General features: G+C 69.0%; 11 protein-coding genes. 4 read left to right on the forward strand and 7 right to left on the reverse strand.

What is annotated here, in order from left to right:
* Positions 1 to 9 precede the first annotated feature (9 nt).
* Together ACZLIF_RS11650 and ACZLIF_RS11655 are read right to left on the reverse strand one after the other, a co-directional pair.
* Positions 10 to 1,794, reverse strand: a complete 1,785-nt coding sequence (locus ACZLIF_RS11650) for a DUF2341 domain-containing protein (RefSeq protein ID WP_128988238.1) — start codon at positions 1,792 to 1,794, stop codon at positions 10 to 12.
* A 38-nt stretch (positions 1,795 to 1,832) separates the two neighbouring features.
* A complete protein-coding gene (locus ACZLIF_RS11655) occupies positions 1,833 to 3,455 on the reverse strand; it encodes a ShlB/FhaC/HecB family hemolysin secretion/activation protein (protein ID WP_128988240.1) in 1,623 nt (540 codons plus the stop codon).
* 201 nt (positions 3,456 to 3,656) lie between these two features.
* On the opposite strand from ACZLIF_RS11655, the gene ACZLIF_RS11660 reads away from it, so the two are divergent.
* Complete coding sequence (locus ACZLIF_RS11660) at positions 3,657 to 3,992, forward strand: hypothetical protein (protein ID WP_128988242.1); 336 nt, start codon at positions 3,657 to 3,659, stop codon at positions 3,990 to 3,992.
* 7 nt (positions 3,993 to 3,999) lie between these two features.
* On the opposite strand, the gene ACZLIF_RS11665 is transcribed toward ACZLIF_RS11660, so the two are convergent.
* On the reverse strand, positions 4,000 to 4,458 hold the full coding sequence (locus ACZLIF_RS11665; RefSeq protein WP_128988298.1) for a general secretion pathway protein: 459 nt from the start codon (positions 4,456 to 4,458) through the stop codon (positions 4,000 to 4,002).
* A gap of 115 nt (positions 4,459 to 4,573) precedes the next feature.
* On the opposite strand from ACZLIF_RS11665, the gene gspH reads away from it, so the two are divergent.
* The 3 genes from gspH to ACZLIF_RS11680 are packed head-to-tail and all read left to right on the forward strand — an operon-like array spanning position 4,574 to position 5,990.
* Positions 4,574 to 5,020 (forward strand): type II secretion system minor pseudopilin GspH, encoded by a 447-nt coding sequence (gene gspH, locus ACZLIF_RS11670; protein ID WP_053516372.1) that lies wholly within the window; start codon positions 4,574 to 4,576, stop codon positions 5,018 to 5,020.
* Positions 5,020 to 5,379, forward strand: a complete 360-nt coding sequence (gene gspI / locus ACZLIF_RS11675) for a type II secretion system minor pseudopilin GspI (RefSeq protein ID WP_478461971.1) — start codon at positions 5,020 to 5,022, stop codon at positions 5,377 to 5,379. Before gspH ends, gspI begins: the two co-directional genes overlap by 1 nt.
* Entirely contained in the window at positions 5,376 to 5,990 is a 615-nt protein-coding gene (locus ACZLIF_RS11680) for a prepilin-type N-terminal cleavage/methylation domain-containing protein (RefSeq protein ID WP_128988300.1), read from the forward strand. Before gspI ends, ACZLIF_RS11680 begins: the two co-directional genes overlap by 4 nt.
* Before the next feature lie 221 nt (positions 5,991 to 6,211).
* On the opposite strand, the gene ACZLIF_RS11685 is transcribed toward ACZLIF_RS11680, so the two are convergent.
* The 4 genes from ACZLIF_RS11685 to gspE form a co-directional block, all read right to left on the reverse strand.
* A complete protein-coding gene (locus tag ACZLIF_RS11685; RefSeq protein ID WP_128988246.1) occupies positions 6,212 to 18,610 on the reverse strand; it encodes a filamentous haemagglutinin family protein in 12,399 nt (4,132 codons plus the stop codon).
* A gap of 205 nt (positions 18,611 to 18,815) precedes the next feature.
* Positions 18,816 to 19,991, reverse strand: coding sequence for a substrate-binding domain-containing protein (locus tag ACZLIF_RS11690; protein WP_053516316.1), 1,176 nt, complete (start codon positions 19,989 to 19,991; stop codon positions 18,816 to 18,818).
* A 212-nt stretch (positions 19,992 to 20,203) separates the two neighbouring features.
* Positions 20,204 to 21,403, reverse strand: coding sequence for a type II secretion system inner membrane protein GspF (gene gspF / locus ACZLIF_RS11695; RefSeq protein ID WP_128988248.1), 1,200 nt, complete (start codon positions 21,401 to 21,403; stop codon positions 20,204 to 20,206).
* 7 nt (positions 21,404 to 21,410) lie between these two features.
* Positions 21,411 to 22,847 (reverse strand): type II secretion system ATPase GspE, encoded by a 1,437-nt coding sequence (gene gspE, locus ACZLIF_RS11700; RefSeq protein WP_343132734.1) that lies wholly within the window; start codon positions 22,845 to 22,847, stop codon positions 21,411 to 21,413.

A 22,847-nucleotide genomic window follows, 5' to 3' on the forward strand; every position in this document is an offset into this window, starting at 1 on the left:
ACGCGCTCCTCAGCCCTGCGCCGTGGCCGGGCCGCGCCCGTCCTGCTCTTCAGCCAGGCGGGCGGCGAATTCGTCGATGAACACGGCCATGTCGGCACCGATCGCCTCGGCGCGTGCGCCCAGCCAGTTGTAGCCGAACAGTGCCGGGATCGCGACGCCGAGGCCGGCGGCCGTACACAGCAAAGCCGCCGCCATGCCCGGCGCGACCGAGTTGATGTCCACCGCACCGGCCATCGCCGCGACCACGAACACCAGCATGATGCCGATCACCGTACCGAACAGGCCCACATAGGGCGCGCCTTCGATGGTGGTGGACAGCCAGTTCATGCGACGCGACATCGCCTCCTGCTCGCGCACCATCACCGCATCCATCGATGCGCGGATCGCCGCGATGGTCGCCGCGCTCAGATAGCCGCCGTTGCCGTCGCGCTGGTGGCGTTGCTGCATCTCATCGATGGCCACCTGGTAGATGCGCCACAGTGAACCCTCGCGCATGGCCGCCGGTGCCTGGCCCTGCCGGTCCATGTCCGAGAGCGTGCGCAGCGGCACGCCGGCCAGCTTGCCGAAAGCATCAGTGAACACCGCATTGGCCTTGCCGGTGCGGCCGAAGTGACGGCTCTTGGCGATCATGATCGCCCACGACATCAGCATCATCAGGCCGAGGATGGCCACCACCACCCAGGCGTCGAACGGCATCGCCTTCAGGATGAAGCCGAAGTGACTCTGGCCCGTGGACTGCTCATCGGCGCCATAGCTGATCAGGCGTGAGTCAGCGCCCTGCGCGGTGGCATCGGCCAGCAGCAGTGCCGCCGGACGCGCAACGCGAGAAATCCGCAGTTCATCCAGCGCACCGTCGAAGCTGGCCAGCGGCTGCTCGGCACCCGGCGCGTCAGCACCCACCACCGCTGCGGTGGACATGGCCGGAAGTTCGCCGCTGAGCTGCGCCACCACGTGGCCATTGAGATACAGCTGCAGCGACCCCTTCTCCGCCGTCAGCGCCAGATGCGCCCACTGTCCCTCCGGAATCGGCTGCGCAGGCGTGCTGCGCTGGCCATTGAGCTGCACGAACGGCACCCGGTTGTCGATGCCCAGCAGCAGTTCCGCGCTGCCATCGCGACGGGCATAGATGGCCTGCGCCGCATTCTGTGCACCCGGCTTGATCCACGCGGACACGGTCAATGGCGCGCCGGCCTCCTGCGCCAGCGAAGCACTGGCTGGCAGCGGCAGCGCAGTGCCGGCGAACTGCACGCCGCGACCGATCACCGAACCTTCGGCGGCCGGCACCACTGCGCCCGCATTGTTTCCGTAGGCCGTGGTGTCACGTGCCGGGGCATTGGCGTCGGCGAAGTGGTAGACCAGCGTGTAGTCCGGATCGAATACCTGCTGTCCATTCCCACTGGCCGGCGCCTTGTCGTTGCCGTAGTACATCCAGATCGTCTGAGGTGCGGCGGCGCTGACGGCCGGCACATCCACCCACACCAGGGCCAGCCCCAGCGCCGGGTCGAACTGTTCGATCTGGTGCGCCAGCACGGTGCGCCCGTCTGCCGACACGAAACGCAGATCGCTGCCCGCGGCCTGGGTGCCGTCGAAACCGAAGTTGCCCGTATGCAGGCGAAGCAGCAGCGGGGTTCGACCGGGGTCGCCTGCCAGACCGGCACCCTGCGGGCCTGCGTCGATCGTGATCGGCTTGCGGTATTTCCATTCGGCCTGCCACCAGCTGGCATCGGCCGCAGCGGCGGGCAGCGCGATCAGCGCGGCCAGCAGCAGCAACATCCGGGAAAGCAAACGGTCCATGCGAGGGGTCTCCGGAGAACGCATGTTCAAGGGAAGGGTCAGTAACTGGTGCTGATGTTGAAATGAAGCCGCGGGTCGTCCTTGCGGGTCACCGGCCCATCGGCATAGGGCCACGCATAGTCCAGGCGCAACTGCAGGTGATCTCCCAGGCGCAGCTGCGCGCCGAGCCCGACCGAGGCCAGGTTGTACTGGTCGCGCTGTTCGGGCAGCGGCCGCCGCAGACGCAGGTAGGCCGCATCGGCAAAGCTGTACGCGCGAAGCTGGCTGCCGCTCCACAGCGGCCATGCCGGGGTGCGCCATTCCAGGTTCGCCACACCGCCGTAGTCACCGATCGCCTCGGCCGACAGGTAGCCGCGCACGGTGTACATGCCGCCGGCGGCGAACTGCTCGGCCGAGACCAGTGGCGCATCGGTCACCTGCAGGGCCCCGCGTGCATACCATTGCCAGTCGCTGCCGAAGGTATGCGTATTCGACACATCGGCCTTGAGTGCGACGAAGCTGGGATCGGCCCACGCCCGCTTCTGGCTGAAGTCGTACCCAGTGCTGCCATAGCCGAACAGGCGGCGCGTTCCGGCCACCAGCTGCGTGCTGATGCTCAGCTGGTCCTGTTCGCCCTGGCGCACACCCACGAATGCCAGCGTGAGCGGTGCGTACTTCAGGGGGGTCTTCAGGTTGTCGCTGCCCATCCAGGTGTCCTCCTCGGTGTCCTTGAAGTCGACGCCGAGGCTGAGCTGCCGCCACCAGGCAGTGCTGCCGGGCAGGCGGTAATTGAGCTTGAGCCCGATCGAATGGCCATTGCCGATCACGTTGGTGCCGGTTCCCGCACCCCCCTGGCCACCGGCATTGAGCACGCGGCTGTCGGAGGTATAGCCCGACGCCTCCAGGCTCCAGGGGCTGCCTTCAAACGGCAGCGTGTACGACGCCGAGAACACCTTGGCCTGATCTGTATCTTCCGGAGCGAGGAACACGCCGAGACTGGCGCTGTGCCCGCGTCCCCACAGGTTGTCATGCGCCAGCGAGGCACTCAGGCGCAGTTTCTCGGTGTCGGCACTGCGGTCATTGTTGAGCGCGGCGCTCGCTCGCCAGGGCGACTTTTCTTCCACCTGCAGGTCCACGTCCATCGTGCCGGGCGTCTTTCCCTCGCGGACCAGCGGCATCACCTGGCGGCGACCGCCTTCGTTGAGCGCGGTCAGTTCCTTCTGCGCCCGGTCGAAATCCGGCACCTGGCCCTCGGCCAGCGCCGGTACCCGTGCGCGGATACGCGCCGCCGCAGCAGGCGCAGCACCGACCACGCGCAGTTCGCCGATCGGCGTCTGCTGCACCTTCAGCAGCACCACGCCGGCACTGACCTGCTGCTCGGGCAGTTCCACGTACACCGACTGGTATCCCGCCTGCTGGTACAGCGCGCTGACTGCATCGCGCGCCTGCTCGACGTCGGCCAACGTCCTGCCCGGGCCGAGATAGGGCTCAACGGCGCGCTCGATCAGGCGCGGATCAAGTACGGTGTTGCCGCGCACGATGTACTCGTTGATGTTCACCCTGGCCGCCGGCGTGGCATCCTGCGCGAGCAGCGGCAATGGCAGGGACGCCACGGCCAGCGCGAGTACCCGCGGACGCAGGCGCAGCGGGAGTCGGACAGCTCGGCACGGAACAGGCGTCATTGAAGGCATCGCGTCGTATCGAAGGAAGTGGCCAGGGAGCGGCGCGTGGGTCTACCCACAGGACGTGCAGGGCGCGTCAAAGCCGCCAACAGTTTTGTGACAGCACTGTCATCTGTTGACGGCGGCGGAATGCGCGCAGGCGGACACTGCGCCCGCCACCCGTCCATGAAGCAGCCGACATGGGGTGGCGGGAGATAGGAGATGAGCATGATCCTGACTGCATGGCGCTGGCCTGCCGTGGCGCTGCTCGCGTCCATCGCGATGCCGGTTGCGCACGCCGATGACCGCGCAACGCGCGCGGACACACCGCCCTGCATCGACGTGCAGGTCAACGGAGAGCGCATTCCGGCCTGGGAATGTCTGCAGCGCAGGCTCGCACCGGCACCGCCACGTGCACGATCACCGCGCCTGTCCGAGTCGGAGCGGCTGATGCGGCAGCCCGGCAACCAGCTCATGCAGTACAACCTGGAAGGCACCCGGCAACGGATGGGCGACGCCTTTGGTCGCGCGGTGACACCGCAGCGCCCCTCTCGCTGATCGCGCCTCAGTGCCGCCCCGCAGCGGCAGGCACGATGCCATCGGCAGGAACGGGCGGCAGCGCGGGCACCGGCAGGCTGCGCGACCGCCCCGCCTGCTGCAGTTCGATGGTCTCCGCGCCGATGCCGGCCAGTACCGTGGACGGTCCCAGGCGCTGCCCCGGCACATAGGCATCGACCGCGCCACCATCGACCGACAGCAGTGCCAGCGGTGCGTGCGCGCTGGCCATCACACCCAGCACCACTACCTCGGTGTGGATCGCACCCGGTGACAGCAGCCGCACCAGCGGAGCGCTGGCCGCAGCGTCGAACGGTGGCCGGGCCGGTGTCGACGGCCTTACCGCGCTGGCCGCCGCGGGTGGTCCTGCAGCGAGCAGGGCAATGCCCCAGTAGGCCATCACGGCCAGCAGCAGCGTCGCCGCCAGCAGTGTCAGCAGGTGATTGCGATCCCAGCGCCTGCCGTCCATGTTCCGCACCTTCGTCGACATTGACGGCCACCACGCTAGCAGTCGCCGCTGACGCTTTTGTTTCATCATCCGCCGCTACCCTGTCCGCGATCGGCAGGCACAGGAGGCGATGTCGATGCGGCGCATCCCGCGCGGCTTCACCCTGCTGGAACTGATGGTGGTGCTGGTCATCATCGGCATCTGTACAACGGCCATCGGCCTGGGCCTGGGCACACTGCTCGATCCTGCGCGCCAGCTCCGTCAGGAAGGCGAGCGATTGGCGCAACGCCTGCAGGTGGCACGCGATGAGGCCCGCATCGATGGCCGCAGCCTCCGCTGGCAGGCGGATGCCGAGGGCTACCGCTTCAGCCGACGCGAGGGCGACCGCTGGACCGACGTGCAGCGCGACGACCTGCTGCGCCCCCAGCGGTGGCAGAGCCCGGGCATCGCCGTACAGCCGGCGGCAGCCATCGAACTGAGTCCGGAATGGATCGGCGTGCCGTGGGAGCTGGCGCTGTCGCTGCAGGGGCGACAGCTGCGCCTTCGCGACGACGGCAGTGGACAGCTGCAGGTCGTGCAGTGATGCGGCCGCGGCGGGGTTTCACCTTGATCGAGGTACTGATCGCACTGGCCATCGTGGCAGTCGCGCTGGCGGCGGTGATGCGCTCGGTGGCAGTGGCAACCGATGACCAGTCGCGGCTGCGCGACCGACGTCTGGCACTGCTGTGCGCACAGGACCGCTGGCAGGAACTGCGGCTGGCCGCGCAACCGCCCGCGGATGTGCAGCAGCGCTGCGTGCAGGGTCGCAGCCGCTTCCTGGTGCGGCAGCATCTGGGCAGCGGCAGCGACGGGCTGCCGCTGCTGGAGCTCATCGTGGTGGCGGAGGATGCACCAACGCAGTCGCTGGCACGCATGCTGCTGCCATGGACCGCTGCACCGTGAAACGGCGCGTGCAGGGCTTCACCCTGATCGAAGTGATGATCGCGATCACCCTCATGGGCGTGCTGGCCGTGATCTGCTGGCGTGCGCTGGACAGCGTGTCCAGCAGTGACCAGCGACTGCGCCACGCCGATGCAGGAACCAATGCCGCATTGCGGGTGCTGCAGCAGTTCCAGCGCGACATCGAGATGCGCGCGGACGATGCCCTGATGAATGGTGCGGTACGCCCCGCTGACCAGCCGCAGCGCCTGCTGCCGCCGGCGCTGGTCAGCGAACGGCAGGCCGACGGCAGTTTCGCGCTGGAGATCACCCGCAGCGTCGGCAGCGACGGGCTGCGCTGGCAGCGGGTGCGCTGGTGGCGCCAGGGCAATACCCTGTGGCGGGCCAGCGGGCCGCCATCGGATCGCTATCCGTTGCCGCCACCAGAGCGGTCACGCGGGCTGGCCGTGGCGCACGATGTCCAGTTCTTCGATGTGCGCGCCTGGCAGCCGGGCGCCGGCTGGACGACGCTGCCCAGCCAGGGCGTGCTGCTGCCGGCCACCGGGCTGGAACTGAGGCTGCGGCTGCGTGATGGCCGCGGTCCGTTGAGCTACCGTCGCGTCCTTAAACTCTAGCCGCAAACGCAGCTGCACACCGTAGACCCACGTCATCCGGGGCGCAGCGTCCGCCATCCCGGCCACCGGGCGCTGTCCCGCGCCCGGTGGCGCCTGTGGGTGCTCCTCACCGCCGATGGCTGCTCCCTGCCCTCCGTGCCGTCCTGGCGGGGGCCGCCACCGCTCCGTGGCAGCGGGCCCGATTCCGGATCACCACGCACCGCGTGGATCACCCCCGGCAACTATCGACGCTGTGCGCCACCCTCTCCACGCGCCTGCGGTTCGCGGGCCTGCGGGAACTGGAAAGCACTGTCTACGTCGTAGCCGCTGGCCGCGGTCGTGCCGCGTGCCGGCGGGTTGATGCTGCTGCTGGCGTTGCCGAAGCCCAGGATCTGCACGCTGATCACCGAAGGCTGGTTGCGCCGGGCATCCTCCTGGCTCTTGCGGATCACATCCTGCGCCGCCTGGCTGGCACTGCTGGCGGCGGCGCTGGCCGAAGCCAGCGCGTTGACGTTCACCGACGCCAGCACCGGCAGGCCCTTGCTGTCTCCCTGCACCTGGATGTTGGCCGCGTTGAGTACCTGCAGCGCGGCCAGATTGATGTTGCCCGACACACGGATGCCCGCCTCGCCCGCATCGATGGTGCCCAGCGGCGCGATCAGATCCACATCACCCGGCGCGACTTCCGCGATCGGATTGAGGGTGGCAATGCCCGCACCACTGGCCGGCGCCTGCGGCGACAGGATCACATTGCCCCAGGTGTCATAGACGCGCCGTGGCGGTGTATACAACAGCGTGGTGCGCGAGCCGCGACCCGCATTGATGTCGCCCTGTTCCGACCACGCCAGGATGTCACCACCGAACGTGGTCATCACCCGCGACAGGCCCAGCAGCACGCTGTCCTGGCTGAACAGGCGGATATCGCCCTGCCCCTGGGTGACGAGGCCGGCACTGGCAGGCGGCACCACCCCCTGTACGCCCACCACGACCTGGCCTCCCGGTGCCATCAGTTCGATGTTGCCGCCCGCCTCGGTGCGTACACCGGAGCCGCCGTACATCACGATATCGCCGGTACGGTCGATCGTCGCACCGGCCGCATTCCTGTCCGGCATCAGCGTGGCGATGGCCTCGCGCCCGCGCAGATAGGAGCCGAAGCGCGGCCCTTCCGCATCGGTGTACTCGCGTCCGCCTTCGCGCAGCTCGGCGTAGTAGATCTGCCGCAGGAAGATGCGCTGCTGTTCCTGCGGCAACGCATCGAACGCTGCCAGCGCTGCCTCGCCATCGGCGGCCATGCCGAAGCGTTGCTGCAGCCACTGCTTCAGTTCCTGGTCGTAGACCTTGACTGCCCTGCCCGGCTGCGACGCAAGCGATTGCGCGGGATCGGCCAGGTTTGCGGGATCCAGATAGCGGGCACGCAGGGCGGCGAAATCGATCTGCTGGTTGCCGGCCGTCAGCGCGATGCTGGCACCCGGACGGGTGTCACCCTGCACGATGCCACCGAGGCTGACGATGCTGCCCGCCTCTTCCTGGCGCAGCTGGCGGCCGGCACTGATCTCGACGTTGCCGGGGCCGGCGATCGTCGCGTCCAGATGCACGATGTCACGGCCCGCCGCCGCCACCGTGATATCGGTAGGCGCGCTGTTCAACGCGGTCATCGACGCGCCGAGGATGTCCCGCCCTGCCCGCAGCTGCACCGCGCCTGCTGCCTCGAACCAGTTCAGCTGCGTGCGCTGCCAGGCGGTGCCGTCGAGCGTGCGTTGGGCGCCTGTCGCCAGGCCGATGATGTCGCCCTGCACGGCGTAGAAGCGGCTTGGTGCCAGTGCCGCGGAGACCGTGGACAACGGCGTACCCGGGCCGAACGCGAACAGCGGTAGCGATGCCTCCGGCGAGGCGATGTTGCCATCGACCGACAGGTTGTGCCGCGGGCGCGTCACATTACCGCTGGCATCGCGTTGCTCGGCAACGAATGCGGGGTCGAACGGCCCCGGCAGGCGCGCATCCGCGCCCGAGCGCGTGATCTGGGTCGCGCCGCTGCGGGCGAAGATGCTGCCGCCGGCCAGGACGTCCAGCCGCCCGGTGGCCGAGGGCGCCAGCAGGATCACATCCTGCGTCCCCGTCACGGCACTGATCCGGTCCAGCTTGATGTCACCCTGGGCGGCAACGGCGCTGAAGCGCGAAGGATAGAGCCAGTAGTTCAGCAGCTCCTCCCGGCTGCCCGGTGCCAGCGCAACCTGCTCGGGCCACAGATTGCTGCCGGTCACGTTCTCCGGCCCGGCGAGGCCCGGCGCTAGGTCGCCACCGGCGCTGAACAGGTCCACGGCGGTCGCGTCGGTCCATAGGGAGAACCACGTGCTGCCTGCAGCGGGCGCGCCATCGTCCTTCAGCACCGCGCTGTAGTTGGCCAGCGGAACCCGGCCGGCATCGGCGACGCCGCCGAGCACCACATCACCCCGCGCCTGCAGCTGCGCGACCGCATCGCCCAGCACCAGCACCGGCCCGCCCATCGGGCGGGCGGCGTCGGCGGCGAACAGATCGGCCGCACGCAGCTGGCCCAGCGTCCCGTAGCTGTCCAGGGTGACCCCCATTGCACCGATGCGGCCCGCGTCGAGCTGCAGGCTGCCACGCAGATTGCTGAAGGTACCGTTGAGGTCGAGATTCTGTCCCGCCCTGGAGGCATTGAGGCTGGAGAACGTCGCCCGCAGATTCGGATTCAGTGCGCCACCGATACGCAGCTGCAGGTCACCGCCGCCGGTCAGGTGCAGCTGGCCATCGCTGACCCGGCCGGTCGATCCCACCGCCGCGATGATCGCACCCGAGCGCGGTGCGATCGTCGAATCCAGCGCGTCACCTATCGCATCGCGCACGCCGGCGTCACGCCCGGCCTCCAGCGTCAAGTTGCCGCCGCCCAATGTGCCGAAGCCGGTGAAGCCGACCATCCGCGGAGAGGCGCCAGCAGCAGCGGACACGTTGGTGTAGGCGCCAAAGTTCACCCACCAGCTGGTCGGCACCGGCTCCACGCCGGTGGTGCTGCCGGTTCCCTGCCGCCACAGCCAATTGCCGACCGCGGCACTGGAGTACAGCGCCCAGTCGCGCTCACTGGTGCCCGACTCCGCGCGCGCGGTCCAGACATCACCGACGATATCGCGTCCGGCCTCGACGCGCAGGTTGCCGCCATGATCGGGATACCAGGCCTGGTATCCCGCGATTGCGGCGTCATAGCTGCCCGGCACCAGGTTCTCACCCAGCAGCGTGGTGTTCCAGGGCGCCGCCGCGCGCGGTGAATCAAACGCGGCGTCACGGCCCTCGCCGAGTGAGCTGGGCGTACCGGCGGTATAGACGCCGAACCCGGACTTCATCGCAACGTCGCCCGCCGCGAGCAGTTCCAGGTCGCCCTTGCCGGTGCGCAGGACACTCCAGGCCGGTGTACCGGCGCGCTTGCCGTAGGTGGTGACCTCGGTCTGGGTGCCACCGCCGGCACAGTAGCCCGGTGCCATTCCGCAGAATTCGTCCTCGGTCATGCCCAACAGCTCGGCGAAGTCCTTTGCCGGCGTGCCGACGTAGGATTCATCGCCCCAGAAATCCAGCGAACCCTGCGCGGCGACCTGTCGCGGCGCGGGGCCGCAGTAGCCATCGGAAAGCGCGCAGAACTCATCCTCGCTGAAGCCGAACATGTCTGCCAGCTCGGAAATCGGACGGCCGGCATAGGAGGTGTCGCCCATCCAGTCCAGTGACGCCTGTTCGGTCAGGACCCGGTCGCCCACCCAGATGATCTCGGTCGTCACGGTGCCGACCGAGCCCTGATGGGTATCGGCAAGCACCACGCTGCCGTCGCTTCCCCAGCGTCGCGAACGCGGATCCGCGGCGTCGCTGTCAGCCCCCGCCACCAGTGTCATGTCCCACGATGTCGTACCTTCGGCCAGCATCGGGGCAAGCGCCCAGTTGCGTCCCTGGTTGCCGTTGGCGTCGGCAGGACGCAGGTTCACCGATGCGTCGCCGGGCAGCTCCACCTTGGTCAGCGATGGAATGTACGCGCCTACCTTGAGCTCGACTTCCCGTGCCAGGCGCAGGGTCACCGGCAGCATCGCGCCGGCCGGCCAGTCCTGGGCGGCCATCTGCACATCGCTGCGCAGGCGGAAGCCAGCCCCCAGTCGCGCACCGGCCGCCAGCACCAGCGGCTCCTGCAGCACGGTGCCCGCCGCCAGCGTCTGCCCGGAGTCGGTGGTCACCGCCGCACCCAGCACCGTGCCCGCGGGCAGGCGCAGGTTCTGCGAGATCACCATCGGCGCGGGCAGCACGGTACCGACCGGAAGCGTTACCGATTCGACCGGCACGTCATAGTTCAGGCGGGTACCGGCCTGGAACTCCGTACCGGGCTGCAGCTTCACGCCCTCCACCGGCACCACCAGGTCGCCGCCGAACGGCGTGTGACCGGCGGTGCCGTTGCGGCTCTCATGCAACTGCCATCCTGCCTCGTCCGGATTGGCCGGTGGCGGCGCGAAACCATCGTTGATGCTGCCGTGGATGTTGATGTTGCCCTCGGCCCGCAGCACCAGCGACGCCGACTCGCCGAAGCCGCGCCGTGCCGGATCATTGCGATCGGCATCGGGCCCATAGCGGTAGCCGGACAGGTCGATGTCACCGGATACGGTCAGGTCACCTCCGGGATTGGCCTCGCTGCGGCGGGCGAGGATCTGCACGCCGGGGCGCAGGCGATGCGTGCCCAGCGCAGTCGTGCGTTGTTGGAGGTCCGCATTGGCCAGCGCGCCGTCCATCCACGCGCGGTTGTCCGGATCGACGATCTGGTCCAGCCACTGCTGGGTGACGCGCTGCGCGCGGTTGCCGTTGACGTCGACAGTGTCCGCCAAGGGTGCGTCCTCATAGCGTCGCACCGCATTGACCTGGATATCGGCCGCACCTTCGACGCGCAGACCGTTGGCGACCGTTATCGCCGCATCGTTGCCGCCGATGCGGGGCGCATCGATCTTCAGGGTGCCGCGGGCCACGCCGTCGTTCTGCCCGAGGCCGCCGCCCACCGCCACCGCCGTGCCCGCGCGCAGGTCGAGATGGGCGCCGGCGCCGATGTCGATCCCGCCGGCGGCGCTGCCCAGTTCGATCGTGGCCCGGTTCGGGCTGTCGATGATCTTGCCCTGGCTGTCCACGCGCAGGCCGGTGCCATGCGTATCCAGCGTTCCCTCCACCTGCAGACCGTCACGTGCGTACAGGCGGATCGCGCCGACCTGCTCGCCACTGGCGTCGATGCGCCCCGCCACGCGCAGGCTGCCTGCGTCGAGGCTGATGTCGACCCTGCGCGCCTTCACCTCATCACCGATCAGAAGATCACCCTCACCGATCCGGAACGTGCGCCCGCCGGTGACACCGCCTGCGTTCAAGCGCTGGTTCAGGCCTGCGAAGTCCTGCAACGTGCCGGCGCGAACCACGAGGTCTGCGCCGTCGTAAGGCACCACGGTGCCACCTGCGTCGTAACGGCCACTGGCAGCCCCCTCGATGCCGCCGGCCAGATCGGCACTCCCGGCCAGGGCGTTCACCGTCAGCCGTCCGCCGCGGTTGTTGCGCGCCGAGAGATCGATGCGTGAGGCGGCGTCAGTGCTGACGTCACCCGCATCGCTGGACAGCAGCACGTCGCCGCCCCAGCTGTACCGGTCCACGTCGTACAGCGTAACCCTGCGTCCCGCCAGATCCAGCGCCGCCTGGCTGCCGAGCGCGATGCCTTCGCGTGCGCTCGCTGACAGGCGGCCGGAGGCCAGTGCGATCGTGCTGTCCAGCGCGATCCGCTGCGCATCGATGCTCAGTTCACTGCCCAGTGCGTCGCCGCCGGCTCTGCCGCTGCCGCCCTGCAGGCGGAAGTCGCCGCCGGTCCGTACCTGCAGCTGCGCACCCGGATCGGCCGTCAGCAGCGGCGTGTCGATGCCGATACTGCCACCGCTGTACTGCCAGCCCTTGTCCGCGAGATAGTCGCCGCGCTGCTGATACACGTCCAGCGTACCCTGCGCGGAAAACAGCAGCTGCCCGGACGCGCTGAGGTTGAGCGCGCTGAAGCCGAGCACCTGGCGGTTCGCGGGCACCTCGGAGGTGGGACGGCTGAACGGGGCGCGCGCCAGCTGCAGGTTGCGGGTGACGATGTCCAGCTGCCCCGCGCCAAGCCGGTCCACCATGGGATCGGCCGGCGGCACCGATGCATCGCTGCCCGCCGCCTGCGTCGCCGCCAGCGAACCGTCCCAGACCAGTGTGTCCACCAGGATGCGCGCACGGTCGCTCGCCGCACCATAGCCATGGATGGCCTGCGCGCCCAGTACCAGCGTCTGCAGGCCACCGCGGCCGGTGGCACTGTCGCGCGCATCCAGGTCGACGCTGCCGAACACGTTGACCGAATCGCGTGCGACCAGGGTCAGCGTATCCAGCGCCGGTGCGCCGGTGGCATCATTGCCGCGCAGCAGCTGCTGCAGCACGGACTGGTTCATGGTCATGCCATTTGGCAACGCCCCTGCGGCCGCCGCCTGCGCGATCGCCTCGGCGCTGCCGAGGTTGAGCGCCGCCATGCTCACGCCCAGCTGGCGCGTGCCATAACGGGCGGAATCGCGCATCTGCAGCACGCCATCGGTGGCCACCCCGATGCTGCCATCGGATACCAGCCGTGCCTCGCCTTCGCAGTCCGTCTGGCAGCCGCCGATGTCGATCGCGACCGGCCCTGCCGCCACGCCGGTCGTACCGGTGATCAGGTTCAGGCGCTGGTTCGAGACGGCCAGCAGGCCGCCATTGACCTGATAGGGCACGGTCGGCGCGGACGCGGTGTCGCGTGCGAAAGACAAGGTATCGAGTGTCGCCCCGGCTTCGACCAGGATGCCGCTGCCACCGGACGCCGCAGCCACCAGTATCTCCGGCGCCTGCAGGGTCGCACCGGAGCGGATCGCCACATCGCGCACCGCGCCGGACACCGCCACCAGCGAAGCCGTCTCATTGAACTGTCCGCCGATCACCATGCGTTCCGGCCGCAGCGCATTCAGTGCGTCGTCGGTGAAGGTCGCGCCACGATCGTGTGCCTGCGACGGACTGCCGGCAGCAGCGATCTCCAGCGAACCCACCGCCGGGCTGGCGAGCGTGGCGACCAGGGTGCCGCCGCGTCCCTTTTCATTGGCCGCGGAGAAGCGCGCCGTGCCGGCGAAGTCGATGGCCGCGGTTCCCTCGCGACCAGCGCCTTCACCCAGTGCCAGGGTCAGCCCCAGCGCATCGATGGTCTGCCAGCCGCGCGCCTCGCCACGACGGTCGGCGGTGGCCTGCACGAAGCTGTTGTAGCTGGTTTCGTTGTAGCCGGAATGCCGGCGCACCACCGCCGCCGGCGTCAGCAGGATGTCGGTGAGCAGCGGCGACGCCACCCCACCCAGTGCCGATCCCTGCAGGCCGGACACGCGCCACGTCCCGGTGCCGGTCTGGATCGGCTGCGGTACGCCGGAGGTCCCCGTCGCGCCCAGCTCTACGCGGAATGCACCCGGCTGCAGCGCGAAGCTGGCCGGCAGCAATGTGTAGGTCCCCGCAGGCAGGCCGGGAACGCCGGCCGGTACGGTGATCTGCTGGCCCACCGCCGGCGCAGCGAAGCCATCATCACTGCTGGGTGCGAAGCTGCCGGCACGTCCCGGCATGATCGCGTACACCGGGTTGCCGGACGCACTGAACGCATAGCGCGGGTTGGCATCGGCCAGCGCGGTGCGCAGCACGTCGACGGAGCCACCGCGGCCTGAGACAAACGCCGCGCCCGTCAGTTCGCCGCCACCTGACACGTCCAGCAGCGCACCGGCATGCACATCCACATCGTTGGCGGTAAGGGTCACGCCTTTGGATGCAACTCCACCCGGCGTCAGTGATTCCAGGCTGCTGCTGCCCCTTCTCCACGACACGCCGTCCACGGTACCGCCATAGGGCAGCGCCAGACCTGCGCCACTGGTGGAGGTGATGCTGCCCGGCAACAGCTCCACCCGGCTGGCACGTGTGCCGCCCAGGATCAGGCCGCCCAGTTGCAGCGCTCCCATCGGCGCCTGCACGTTTCCGCCCTGCTGCACGGTCGCTGCCACCAGCTGCAACGCGCCCAGCGCTGACTCCGGCGGAGTGGCCGCCGCCGTACCCGTACCCCGGATGCGCAGCACCGCATCCGGATCCGACCAGTATCCGGGCGTCGCCACGGTCGCCGCAGACGCACCCGCGACCAGATAGCCCGTCGCACCGGAGGTGGGGTACAGGCGGGCGGCACTCACATCCATCGACCCGCTCGCCATCAACGCACTGATCGATCCGCCGTTGGACACCGCGTTGAGCAGCCGCACGTCGCTGCGGCTGTCCAGCACGACCTGGTTGAAGCCGGGCAGCCAGGTGACATCGCGGATGTCGATCAGATCAGCCCTCGCCGACAGCACGTGGTCGCCTTCCGCAGCCGACGCCACGGTATCGGTGACCACCAGGTTCTCACCCGGCAGCGACTGCCAGTGCGACTGTGCCAGCAGCAGGTGCGGAGCACTCAGCGAAATGCCGCTGGACTGCGGTGCTGCCACGGCCATGCCGAGGCTTGACTGCCCCTGTCCGTAGATGCGCAGGCTCTGGCCCATGCGCAGGTCGACATCGCCCTCCGCGCGGACGTCACCGAACACGGACAGGGTGTCGAAGCCACCGGCCTGGATCTGCTCCACCGACAGCGCCGCGTGCCCGTACTCCAGCCGGTCCGGCAGCACCGCGTCGACCGGGCTGCGCTGGCTGAGCGTGATGCCACGCGCGCGCAGCACCTCCTCGCTCGCACCGCGCGCATGAACGCTGCCACCAAAGGCTACGCCCAAGGTGCCGCCACGCGCGCTACTGCCGCCGGCAGAGGCATCCATTGCGCCGTCCAGGTACAGAGCGTTGGCCGAACGCAGCACGATCTGCCCGCCATCGCTGTCCACCCGGGTCCGCCCCTTCCCGTCGACATCCAGCGGCGCCGAGGCGCCCGCTGCCCGCAGCTGCGCGCCACGCTCGAGCACGACGAAGGCTTCAGGCGGACGGTTGTCCACCGACGCAGAGCTCTCCCAGTCGAGCGCGCCGCCGATCTCGATGCGCCCGCCGGCCCGCACCTGTCCCTGCAGGCGGCCACCGGCATCGGCCAGTGACACCGCATCCGCGCTGGCATCCAGCAGCGCACCGTCGGCGAACCGCCAGGTCCGTTCGCTCCGCTGCCCGGCATACAGCGTGGTCGGCAGGCGCACATCGTCGATGCTGATGCGTCCCCCCTGCGCACGCAACGTACCTTCCACGTCGATGTTGCCGGCGCCGAGCAGGGAGATCGCCTGCCCCGGGTCGACCTCGATCAGCGCGGCCTTGCCCACCCGCAGGTCGCCGCCGACGCTGTTGCGATCCGAGCGCAGGCTCACGCTGGCACCGCTGCGCTGGCGGACCAGCCCGCTCAGCGGATCGGCACTGTAGAGCGGTGCCAGCCAGCGCTCCAGTGCGTCCTTCCGGTCCGTCGCGGCGCGCGCGTCGGCGGTGATCCGAAGGCCCGGCATGCGCGCTGCCAGCTGCGTGCCATCGGCAACCTCCAGCCCTTGATGGCCATTGATGTCGTACTGGGCAAAGCCGCTGCCGAACAGGCCGGCATCGATCTGCAGCGCGGCTGCATCGGCCGAATCCGCATCGCCCACCCGCACCCGGCCACCGGTGCCCAGCGAGAACGTGCCGCTGCCCTGGCCACGGCCACTGAACCGGCTGCCCTCGCCCAGCTGCACCCGGCCGCTGCCGTCCGTTGCCACCGTGCTGCTGTTCGCCTGCAGACTGATGCTGCCCCCTTTGCCGACACGACCCTTGCCGCGCAGGTCCAGCGCGGCGCCGGCCTCGACGTCGACCGTCGCCCCCGCGCCCACCCTCACGTCATGGCTGTTGCTCAGGCTCAAGCGGCCGCCATCCGTCCAGGCACCACCCGCATCCAGTGGCTCTCCCAACGCTGCGTTGCTCCATTCACCGGCAAGATCGATGTGGGTACCGTCGGCAATAACGGTGCGTGCGCGGCCATCGTGCAGCAGTGCCGTCGGCCTGCCCTGCACCTCCAGCAGGTTGCCCGCCGACAGCTGGCCACCGGCAACGCCGATGTCGCCCGCCAGTTCAACCTCGCTGCCGGTCAGGTTCAGCTGTCCGCCCGCCTGCAACCGAAGACGGCCGTCGATGCTGATGCGATCGGCGCTCGCCAGATCGATCCGCCCCCAATGCTGGGCACTCAACTCTGCGATGTCCAGCCACACCGTGTCGCGCCGCTCCTCCCCGACCGGTGCCAGCAGTGACCACGCCGCCGTCTTCGGCGCATTGTCATCCACGCGCACGTCCGAACCGAACACGCCGCTGCGGCCCTGGCCGTCATAACGCCCGAGGTAGAGCTGCGCATTGCGCGCTGCCGCCGTCTGCGCCTGTGCATAGCCGTCCAGTGCGGCATCAGGCCGGCGGTTCTGCTGCGCGCCCTGGAAGGTGGCGGTCTCCACACGGCCCTCCAGCACCGCCGTCGGGGCGGAGACGATCAGGCGTCCTGCATCGCGGCCGACCGTATACCCGTTGTCGACACGCTGCGCCGCGAACACGACCGGATCGCGGAACGTCTCGGTGACGCCCCAGCGCTCCTGTTTCACCTCATGGCCGTTGTACACCCCGTCGAACAGCATCTCCGCCGGTGCATCATCAAGGCGGTACACCTGGCCATCCACGCCGCGCACCCAGCTCTGCCGGATCACGCCGCTCTGCACATCCAGGCTGCCACCCGCAAGGTTGATGCGTGACCCACCATGCGTGATCACTTCACGGCCACCCAGCAGGACGGTGCCTCCCTGCGCGGCCCATTCGCCGATCGAATGCCCCTGGTTGTCGAGGTAGCCGCCCACTTCCAGCAGGCCGCCTGCGGCATACCAGCGCTCACCGTCGTAGCCCCCGGTTCCGGCTGGCACGTGGATGAGCCTGCGGCGGTCGACCCAGACCTCGCTGCTGGTCAGCTTGCCGCTGTCGCGGTTGTCCAGCGCATCGCGCAGTTCGTTGCCCTGCACCTTGATCTGGACATTGTTGCTTTCCATCGAGACCTGCACGCCCACGGCACCCGACACGTCCACGCGTGCTGCATCGTCGACGTAGCTGCGGGCCGCCGCGTCGGCGATGACCTGGCCGCCCGTGGCAACCGTGAGCGAGTCCGGACGGAAATGGATGGTGCCACCGGACACGATCTCCACCCGCGACTGGTCGCGTCGGTCGTTGTGCTGGGAGAGATTGTCGAAGGTTGCCGAGCGCGCGCCCGCGCGGATCGCATCCTGCTCTGCCGATTCCCTGATGAGGCTGTCGCGCTGGGTGTCCAGTGCCGTGGCCTTGCCATCGTCCTCGATCAGCACCGCCGTGGTCGATCCATCGGCGAGCGTGACGGTGCTGCCGGTATCACTGGCCGAGGTCAGAAGATGCACGGTGCCGCGCTGTGCGAGCGTCGTGCTGGCCACGGCAACGCCGGCCTGCTCGACGTTGCGTCCGGCCAGGGTCACGTCACCCTCGCGGGCACGCAGCAGGCCGGTATTGCGCACGCTGCCCGCGGTACTGTCAGCGATGAAGCGCGGCGCGATTTCATTGCCACGCGTGGTCGAGCTGGTATTGGCTGCGGTGCCGACGCCGCGCCGGATCACGAAACTGTCGCCGGCCGCCAGCTGCACCTGGCCCTTTCGTGCCTCGATCTGGCCGGCGTTCTCCACGCTGTGTCCCGCCAGCAGCACGTAACCGCCGCCACGCGTGGCGCTGGTCGGCTCGTGGGTCGCGATACGTGCGCCCCGCTCCACCATCACCTTGCCAGCGGCATCGCTGAGGGCGGCCGTATTCGTATCCGCGCTGTACAACCCGGTGTCGCGGAACTGGCCGTCGCTGATGCGCGCCGCCGCCGCGACCAGGTTGCGGACGTTGACCTGGCTGTTGTTGCCGAACACCACGCCGTTGCGGTTGGCCACGAACACGGTGCCGCCCGCGGTGAGCTGGCCGAGAATCTGGCTGGGCCGCGCATTCGGATCGTTCACCCGGTTGAGCACGGCCCAGTCCGGGTTCTGCACGAAGTTCAGGTGGGTGTTTTGACCGACATTGAAGCTCTCCCAGTTCAGGATCGCCTTGTCCGCGGTCTGCTCGATGCTGACCTGGACGCGTCCGTCGCTGCCCTGCGACTGGATTGCCTCGCGGGCGTTGATCCAGCCCCGGGTCAACGGATTCTCATCGACCTTCAACCCGTCCCTGCCCAGTCCGTCGGCAACGATGAACCCGGCCTCCCGCCGCGATTGCCGCGCCTGATCCTGCAGGCGCTGCTGCAGGGCGATGGCCTGTGCGGCAGTGCCGAGATTGTCGATCGACTGCTGCAGCTTCTGCCGCGCGGCATCCTGCTGCTGGGCCGGCAACTGGAACTGGATGGGCACGCCGTTGGGCATGCGCCCGCTCTGGGTGGCCGCGCCCTGCGCTGCGCCGCGTTCGGCAAACCATGCCGGGCTGAACGCCTGCTGGGCCTGGCTGGCCGGGGCGACCACGCTTCCCAGTGCGACCGCGATGGCCCACGCCATCGGATGATTGCGGCGCATCGGCGCGGCCTGATGAACAGCGGACGGGAGCGGGTGCGACATCGTAACCTCATCAACCTGGTGGACCGCACTGGCGGCGGTGATCGCAGACACGCGCAACGCATGCCCTGCCACTGATAGACGGTTCGCGTGACATGAAGCCGACAGCGTGCAGCGGGCGATGGCGTTGCACGCCGCACGGCGGAAAAGGCGACGCCGGCCACAGGGGCCGGCGCCGGGTCAAACAGGGTCCACGCGGTGCTGCGGATTACAGCGGACGGCCGATGCCCGCGCAGGTGCTGGGATTGTTCAGGCCGGCTGCGCTGCTGGCCAGCACGAAGCGGTTGCGGATCGCATCGCGCCAGGCCTTGGTCAGCGGGATGAATCCATGGCCGGTGATCGACGCCTCGTAGGCCGCCGGGTAGGTCGCCGGATAGTGACGGGCCAGGAAGCCGCGCAGGCTGGTGGCAACCGCCGAATCCTTGTAGCACTGGCCGATCACCAGGTTGGTGTAGCCGGCGATCGGATAGCCGGCCGAGGGGTTGCCGAACACCGGCACCCAGTTGGCGGGGTTCTCGGCAGCGGTGCCGGTCGGCGGAGCGACGGTATCCAGGGTGGCCTGCACGCTCACCTGGTCCGGCGAGAAGCCCTTGACCTTGGCAACCTTGGTCGCATCGGTCAGGCTCGGGATCACGTCCGGGCCGACGTAGCCGATGCGGCCATCCGCCGCATAGACAGCGTTGTACAGCGAGGTGCCACCCGTGGCCGGCGCGGCGACCAGGAACGCCGGCAGGTTGTTGTTGGCATCGCGCTTGTACAGGTCGGCGAAGGTCGACTTCACGGCGAACGTGCCACCGACCAGGTTCGAGGTCGCAGCCGGCTCAGCGGCGCAGGCGGCAGCCAGGAAGCGGGTGAACATTTCGCTGGTGCCGCTGCTTTCGGTGCGGTAGACCACACGGATCGGACCGCTGCGGTTGGCGTCGATGGTCGACCAGTCGCTGATCGCGCCGGAGAACACGCCGCAGATCTGCGCCACGCTCAGGTTGACGGCCGAACCCGGCTTGTTGAACGGGATGGTCACCGAGGTGGCCACCGACGGCACCTGGATCAGGGCGCCGTAGCGGTTGGCATTGGTCGACTGGTTGTAGTTGGTGGTGTAGGTGCTCAGTTCGGTCGCGCTCAGCACCGAGTCGCTGCCAGCGAAATGCACGGTGCCGGTGGTCGAGAACAGCGCCGAATTGTTCTCCAGGAACGCCTTCTTGCCGGTGCCCGAACCGGTCACGGCGTAGCTGAAGTTGGCCGGCAGGATGCTGTCAGCCTGGCCCTTGTAGAGGTCGGCCGGCAGCGATGCACCACCGCCGGTAACGGTCTGCGCCGACGCGGCGCCGGCAGTGGCGAGCAGCGCGGTGGCAACCAGCGCGGCCAGAGTCTTGTACTTGTACATGATCTTCTCCTGAAGGGTTTGCTGCGAAGGGAAACGCCAAGGGAGGAACGGTCACTACACGCCTGCTGTCGCTGAGGGCCTCCCAGCCCGCTCCGCGACGACAGGCTCATGCTCGTCCGTGCCGATGACAGGCCGCTTAAGAAACCTGTGGAAGATCGAAAAAAGGTATGGAGGATTGTGTGGAGAAGCGTGGCCTGTGCGCCGCACGCCCGTCACTGCACTAGCTGGTTCATTTCCATGATCGGCATCAGCACCGCCAGCACGATGGTCAGCACCACCCCGCCCATCACCAGGATCATGGTCGGCTCGAGCAGTGCGGTCAGTGCCATCGCGCGCCGCTCGATCTCGCGCGAGAGGGTCTGCGCGGCGCGATCCAGCAGGGGCGCAAGTGTGCCGGTCTTTTCACCACTGGTGACCAGATGCACCAGGATCGGCGGATAGACCTTCTGCACTTTCAACGCAGCGCCCAGTGCCGCGCCCTCACGCACGCGCGCGGCAACATCCTCGGCGCAGCGCACCAGCAGCGTGTTTCCCAGTGTCTGCCGCGCTGCCTCCAGCGCGCGCAGCAATGGCACGCCGGCATCGAGCAGGATGGCCAGCGTCGAGGCGAAGCGCGCACTGTTCACGCCAAGCACGAAGCGCCCCATCACCGGTACGCGCAGCAGCATCGCATCCCAGCGCAGGCGCAGATCGGTGCGGCGCAACGCCAGCCGCCATGCCGCAACCAGCAGGCCGATGCCCAGCGCTGTCCATGCACCCCAGCTGCGCACGAACGCGCTGGCGGCCAACATCACCTGGGTCAGCATCGGCAGTGTCTGCCGTGCCTGCACGAACGCTGTCACCACCTGCGGCACCACATAGCTGAGCAGGAAGATCACGATCGCCACCGATACCAGACTGATCGCCGCTGGATAGATGAACGCCGTGAGCACCTTGGCCTGCAGCGCATTGCGCTCCTCGATGTAATCGGCCAGGCGTTCCATCACCCGCGCCAGGTCGCCCGAGTCCTCGCCGGCGCCGACCAGGGCACGATAGATCGGCGGGAAGTCGCGCGGCCGGGCCGCCAGGGCCACGGTCAAGCGCTGACCCGCACGCACATCGGCGCGCACCGAGGTCAGCGCCTGGGCCACATGCGGTCGCTCTGCCTGCTCGATGACGGCACTCAATGCGCCCTCCAGCGGCAGACTGGCGGCGAGCAGGCTGGCGAGCTGGCGGGTGGCCCAGGCCAGTTCGCTCGCTGAAAGCCGGCGTGTTCCCCAGCCCCCGCCTGCGCCGCGCGCGGGGCTGACCTGCACGGGCGTCAGCCCACGCCCGCGCAGCAGCTGGCGCGCGCCACGCGGGCTGTCGGCATCCAGCTGGCCCTTTTCGATGCGTCCCTGCGCGTTGGCGGCCTGGTAGTCGAACAGCGCCATCGTCGCGTCAACCGTCGCCGCTGACGCGCAGGATTTCCTCCAGCGTGGTCAGGCCGCTGTCGACCCAGCGCTGGCCGTCCTCGCGGAGGCTGCGCATGCCGGCGGCCCGTGCCGCCTGGCGCAGCGCGGGCTCGCCCTGCCCTTCATGGATCAGCGCGCGCACCCGATCATCAACCACGAACAGCTCATGGATGCCGGTTCGCCCGCGGTAGCCGCTGTGTGCGCAGGCTGCGCAGCCCACTGCCCGCCACACCGTGCGACCGTCGGCGTCGACCTCCGCGCGCCGGCACTGCATGCACAGGCGCCTTACCAGCCGCTGTGCCAGCACACCGCGCAGCGAAGACGCCAGCAGGAACGGCTCCACCCCCATGTCTGCCAGCCGGGTCACTGCCGAGATCGCATCGTTGGTATGCAGCGAGGCCAGCACGCCATGACCCGTCAGTGACGACTGCACGGCGATCTGCGCGGTTTCCAGGTCGCGGATCTCACCGATCATGATGGTGTCCGGATCCTGGCGCAGGATCGCGCGCAGCGCGGTGCCGAAGGTCATCCCGATACGCGCATTGACCTGGATCTGGCCGATGCCCGCGAAGTCGTACTCCACGGGATCCTCCACGGTGAGGATGTTGCTGGTGCCGCTGTCGAGCTGGCCGAGCGCTGCGTACAGCGAGGTGGTCTTGCCACTGCCGGTCGGGCCGGTGACCAGCACGATGCCGTGTGGCTGGCGGATCAGGCCGGTGAACGTGGCCAGGGTGTCGTCGGCCATGCCAAGGCGCTGCAGCTGCAGCCGGCCGGCATCCTTCTCCAGCAGGCGCAGCACCGCGCGCTCGCCGTGCCCGGTCGGCACGGTGGACACGCGGATGTCCAGCGGCCGGCCGCCTACGCGGAGGGCGATGCGCCCGTCCTGTGGCAGGCGCTTCTCGGCAATATCCAGGTGCGCCATGATCTTGATGCGCGACACCAGGGCGGCATGCAGGGCGCGCCGCGGCTGCACCATGTCGCGCAGCGTGCCATCGACACGGTAGCGGACCACCGAATGGGTCTCGAACGGCTCGATGTGCAGGTCGCTGGCGCCATCGCGCGCGGCCTGTGCCAGCAGCGCATTGATCATGCGGATCACCGGCGCGTCATCCTGTGCATCCAGCAGATCAGTGATCTCCGGCATGTCCTGCATCAGCCGGTCAAGGTCGACTTCGCTCTCCGCCGCGCCGACGACCGCCGCGGCGTCGCCGCCGTCACGATACTGTTCGCCCAGCCGCTGCTGCCAGGCCGCACTGTCCAGTTGCTGGAACGGCAGGGGTCCATGCCGGCGGCGAAGCTCGGCGACAGCCCAGGCCGGGGTCTCGGCGGTACCCAGCAGGACCGGCCCATCATTCGTGTCGGCCAGCAGCACACCGTGGCTGCGCACCCAGGCATACGGCAGTGATCGCAGATCGTTGGCCAC

It is taken from the genome of Stenotrophomonas sp. 2201_Sma, from assembly GCF_056486685.1.

Bases quoted from the DNA above. Each gene is read 5' to 3' on its own strand.
- ACZLIF_RS11650 (WP_128988238.1), bottom strand. From the start codon at position 1,794: ATGGACCGTTTGCTTTCCCGGATGTTGCTGCTGCTGGCCGCGCTGATC.
- ACZLIF_RS11690 (WP_053516316.1), bottom strand. From the start codon at position 19,991: ATGTACAAGTACAAGACTCTGGCCGCGCTGGTTGCCACCGCGCTGCTC.
- gspH (WP_053516372.1), top strand. From the start codon at position 4,574: ATGCGGCGCATCCCGCGCGGCTTCACCCTGCTGGAACTGATGGTGGTG.
- ACZLIF_RS11685 (WP_128988246.1), bottom strand. From the start codon at position 18,610: ATGTCGCACCCGCTCCCGTCCGCTGTTCATCAGGCCGCGCCGATGCGC.
- gspI (WP_478461971.1), top strand. From the start codon at position 5,020: ATGCGGCCGCGGCGGGGTTTCACCTTGATCGAGGTACTGATCGCACTG.
- ACZLIF_RS11660 (WP_128988242.1), top strand. From the start codon at position 3,657: ATGAGCATGATCCTGACTGCATGGCGCTGGCCTGCCGTGGCGCTGCTC.
- ACZLIF_RS11655 (WP_128988240.1), bottom strand. From the start codon at position 3,455: ATGACGCCTGTTCCGTGCCGAGCTGTCCGACTCCCGCTGCGCCTGCGT.
- ACZLIF_RS11665 (WP_128988298.1), bottom strand. From the start codon at position 4,458: ATGGACGGCAGGCGCTGGGATCGCAATCACCTGCTGACACTGCTGGCG.
- gspF (WP_128988248.1), bottom strand. From the start codon at position 21,403: ATGGCGCTGTTCGACTACCAGGCCGCCAACGCGCAGGGACGCATCGAA.